Origin of the sequence: Haliea sp. E1-2-M8 (assembly GCF_030649675.1) — a bacterium.
Taxonomy (GTDB): Bacteria; Pseudomonadota; Gammaproteobacteria; order Pseudomonadales; family Halieaceae; genus Haliea.
The window spans coordinates 1-3,631 of sequence record NZ_JAUTDR010000059.1 but is presented as its reverse complement, the minus strand read 5'-3'; the positions used below and the strand labels follow the sequence as shown (position 1 = coordinate 3,631).

4 protein-coding genes are annotated in these 3,631 nt (G+C 55.1%); 3 read left to right on the top strand and 1 reads right to left on the bottom strand.

All coding sequences use genetic code 11. The features are described from left to right. On the top strand, positions 1-413 hold a 413-nt coding region (locus Q6D67_RS21430), incomplete at its 5' end, for a hypothetical protein (protein ID WP_304707864.1). 65 nt (positions 414-478) lie between these two features. Here Q6D67_RS21430 and Q6D67_RS21425 read toward each other — a convergent pair. Then, entirely contained in the window at positions 479-1,504 is a 1,026-nt protein-coding gene (locus tag Q6D67_RS21425; protein WP_304707862.1) for a hypothetical protein, read from the bottom strand. Between the two features lie 57 nt (positions 1,505-1,561). Here Q6D67_RS21425 and Q6D67_RS21420 point away from each other — a divergent pair, with 57 nt between their 5' ends. Both Q6D67_RS21420 and Q6D67_RS21415 read left to right on the top strand, forming a co-directional pair. Further along, on the top strand, positions 1,562-2,692 hold the full coding sequence (locus tag Q6D67_RS21420; protein WP_304707866.1) for a glycosyltransferase family 4 protein: 1,131 nt from the start codon (positions 1,562-1,564) through the stop codon (positions 2,690-2,692). Positions 2,693-2,762: 70 nt separating this feature from the next. Continuing rightward, the coding region (locus Q6D67_RS21415) for a VCBS repeat-containing protein (RefSeq protein WP_304707860.1) at positions 2,763-3,631 on the top strand (869 nt) is incomplete at its 3' end.

The following is a 3,631-nucleotide window of genomic DNA, read 5'->3' as shown; positions in this document are numbered from 1 at the left end:
AAGAGGACCAGGGCGCCTACGCGGTGTGGGCTCGTGGGCGGTGGCAGACGACCAGTGATTCACCCTGGACCCGCGGTGGTATTGCGCAGGACGTGTCGGCCCAGAACGTGATCAGGTTTCCTTCCGCAGAGAACATTCGTTATAGCGTTAGTACGCTTACCTGGACGAAAGAGGGGGAGCTGCTGCGTGTTGAGATGGACCTGACGTCCGCCGTAGGCCAATTGTGGAAACGCACCGTAGAGTGGGATCCCAGTTGGGAAGAGCTGCGTATCAGAGACGTCTTTGACTCCCGTGCTGCTGAGTTCGGCTTTGAGAAGCCCAGTGCGGATGACGACCGAGCCCCGTATGTGAGCGACGCGGAGGCTAAAGTGCAGCCCGTATCTGACGGGTTCCACAGTGTGATTACATGGTGAGGAGACCCTGAGACGACAGTACTGATCCAAAAACACTAAATGGATTTTTCATTGTCTGTCTGATTTCATCGTTCCAGCAGCATGATATCGTGAATATCGCCGGTTCTACCCAGCGAGAACGACTGAATGGGTTTGCTCGCGCCGACTGGTACGAAGAAAATCCGGCTGTCGCCCCTGCCACGCATTTCAGGGGCGTCAGTGATCGTGGTCCCGCCTACAATCAAACAATTGTTCACCTTGATCATCCCTCGCGCAAAGTAGCCAAGATGGACATCCGGGTATTTGGGGTGAACAATCCTCGCGTTTCCCGAGTCGCAGATGTAGAAATCATCGTCACACTCAACCAGATTGTGACAAGCGTTGCCTACGCCTTCTACTCGATCCACTATATTGAAGTCGTGGTCGAGCTTTAGATAAAAGCTATCTTTTGACTTGTCGAGTCCCGCAGAGTTGTGGGCCAGCAAGTACATGTGCTCCTTGTGGAAAGTGATGGAATTGAAATGGTGATAATTGGCGCTGGCGCGTGCCTTGGTTCTCACAGCATCGGTACTTGTGGTGTCCGGGTCGTAGTCGAACGACTCTGTATAGCACCATTCCTTGACAATTTTTCCCGTAAGATCACATTTCCAGATGAGATTTTGTCTTGTATTGGTTAGCCAGATGAATCCTTCGTGGAAAAGTATTTGGTGAACTCGTACCGGCACGCGCAGCCTGTCGTCCTGGTCCCGAAATTCGAACGGACTGGAGTTAACGACAAGTTTACCGGAAAGGTAAAACAACTCAGCGGTACTGCGTTCATCCCTGGTTCCGTTCTGCACGTACTTCATGGCAATGAACTGATCATCGGGCAGGCGAGTAATCCCAAAATAGTTGCCTCTCAACAGCCGCGTGATGATTCCCTGTTGATACAGATACAGGCCACCGCTGCTGGTGAACAAGAATTCAAGGTCACTCTCGACTTTGATAAAGCCAAGCTGGGCCAATTGGTCTTTAATTCTGTTGTACAGATACCGTTTGGCACGACTCACCAGCATAATGTTTGTTGTATCCGGTCCTGTTGATTCTTCGCTTAGTGTAATGGGTTTTGGCATAATTCATAGCGTAACAGAGGCAAGTTGAAGAGGCTGGATTACGGTGAGCACATCTTGGTGACTACAGTTCTGGAATTGGTCCAAACCCTTGAAAAAGGCGGGCGCACCAAACGCATACTGGATACCGCCACGGGTCTCTGTCGGTCAGGGTGGTCCGTCAAGGTGCTGTCGATGGCTGAGCCGGCACCGTGGGTAAAAGCGGGCTATTCGGGTGGCGCGGAGTGGTTGTCATTGCAGAAGCGCCCGGGGTTGGACCTGCTCTACATCTATCGCCTCGTGCGACTGCTCCGGGCGGAGCAAGTGGCTCTGATTCACGCCCATTGTGAATCCTCCTACTTCTATGGCGGAATTGCCGCAAAACTGTCGGGTATACCGATAGTGGGCACTTACCACCGATCGGAGCTCGCATACTTCCAGCCCAGTTGCAGGCTGCGCACCTTTGCCCGACTATTGACCGCTGCCGTGGCGATTTCCCGCGATCGTATGCAGTTGATGACATCCCAACTGGGTATCCCCAGTAGCCGAATAACTCTGGTCCATGGCGGAGTTGATCTCGCATCCTGTCAGGCATTTGACCCTGACTGTATTGAACCCGTGAAGCAGAAGCTGGGTGTTGAGCGGAAGAGGGTATTGCTTTCAGTAGGCCATCTGGGTCCGATCAAGGGGCATGATGTCACTATTGCTGCGATGGCGCGGATCAGGGAGCGGTGGCCCGATGCCCTGTTGGTGATAGCAGGGGATGGATCCGCGGGAGATTACCGGCGTCTGAACGATCTGGTTGGCAGACTGAACCTGGCGGAGCATGTCAGGCTGCTGGGACAGGTGCACAATGTCCCGGAGTGGCTGAATATATGTGAGTTTTTCGTACAACCCTCGATAGAGGAGGGCTTTGGCCTGGTGTTCGTCGAAGCGGGGGCTTGTCGCAAGGCGGTGGTGGCTACGGCGGTTGGCGGTATAAAGGACATCATAGTCGACGGGCAGACGGGCCTGCTGGTTGAACCTCGCGATGCCGACGCTCTCGCGGCTGCCATGGACTGCCTGTTGCAGGCACCAAAGCGGACCTCGGCTTTCGGTGAAGCAGGTTTGCACCGCGTACAGGCCAGCTTTTCGCTGGACAGCATGGCAGCCAAGTATGACGGTCTATTCCAGAACCTGGTGCCGCAGCGCAATTCGAATGGGTGCAGCTGACCCTGAACGCCCGAGACGTCTATACTGTACGGCAGACATTTTTGTAGGGTCCAACCCTAGAGGACAGACGATGCGAAAGGTTCTTGCCATCCTGCTGCTCATGCCCGGCGTGTGTCGGGCAGACCTGAGCTTTCAGTTTGTTGACGGTGCTGACGTTGGCATCGGGGCGGTGCTGGAAGCCCACAAGCAAGAAGCTGTTGCTGCCGGACAGAGTACCTGGCTATGGGGCGCTAACACGTGGTCTGACCCGTCGGGCTCCTACGCCTACTTCGTGTTCCACGGCTATGGCAGCGGTTTCCTGTTCAAGCGTAATGCGGACGGGAGCTACACCGATATTTCCCCGACCCCGCCAGACGACAGTATCACTCGTCCGTCTGAAAACCGCCCCTGGTTGCTGGACGTGAACAACAATGGTTATGTAGATATTCTGCACACGGGGGATGAGTCGGGCGATGCCGCCAGTCTGCTGAACAACGGTGACGGTACGTGGACATTTTCCAAGGATCACCGTGTGGCCAAATCCAACGGACGGATCATAGATGCGAATGGTGACGAATACCTCGATGTAGAGACATATCGCAGTCGCAACGGCCGGTGGCCGCTGGGCGCTGTGTTGACGGGCATCAATCTATCCGGTCATGGATTCGCGTGGCAGACACAAGCGGCAACGCTGCCAGAAGGGGCACCCCGAGAGGTGGTTGCCAGGGTAGCGGCTGCCGATGATCGGTTCCACAGGCTGCGTATTTATGACCTGGACGCCTCGACCTATATCGCTACCTACGGCGGAGGCTACACCGGTGCGAAGTTCATCTACACCATTCGCAACAACCAAATGGTTGACATTGGCCTGCCGCCAAGTGGGATGGCGCACAGACCGCTGGATGTAGATGGTGATGGCGATTTGGACGTAGTGGTCCAGTATTCCTCCGCCGCAGGCGT

Bases quoted from the DNA above. Each gene is read 5' to 3' on its own strand.
- Q6D67_RS21425 (WP_304707862.1), bottom strand. From the start codon at position 1,504: ATGCCAAAACCCATTACACTAAGCGAAGAATCAACAGGACCGGATACA.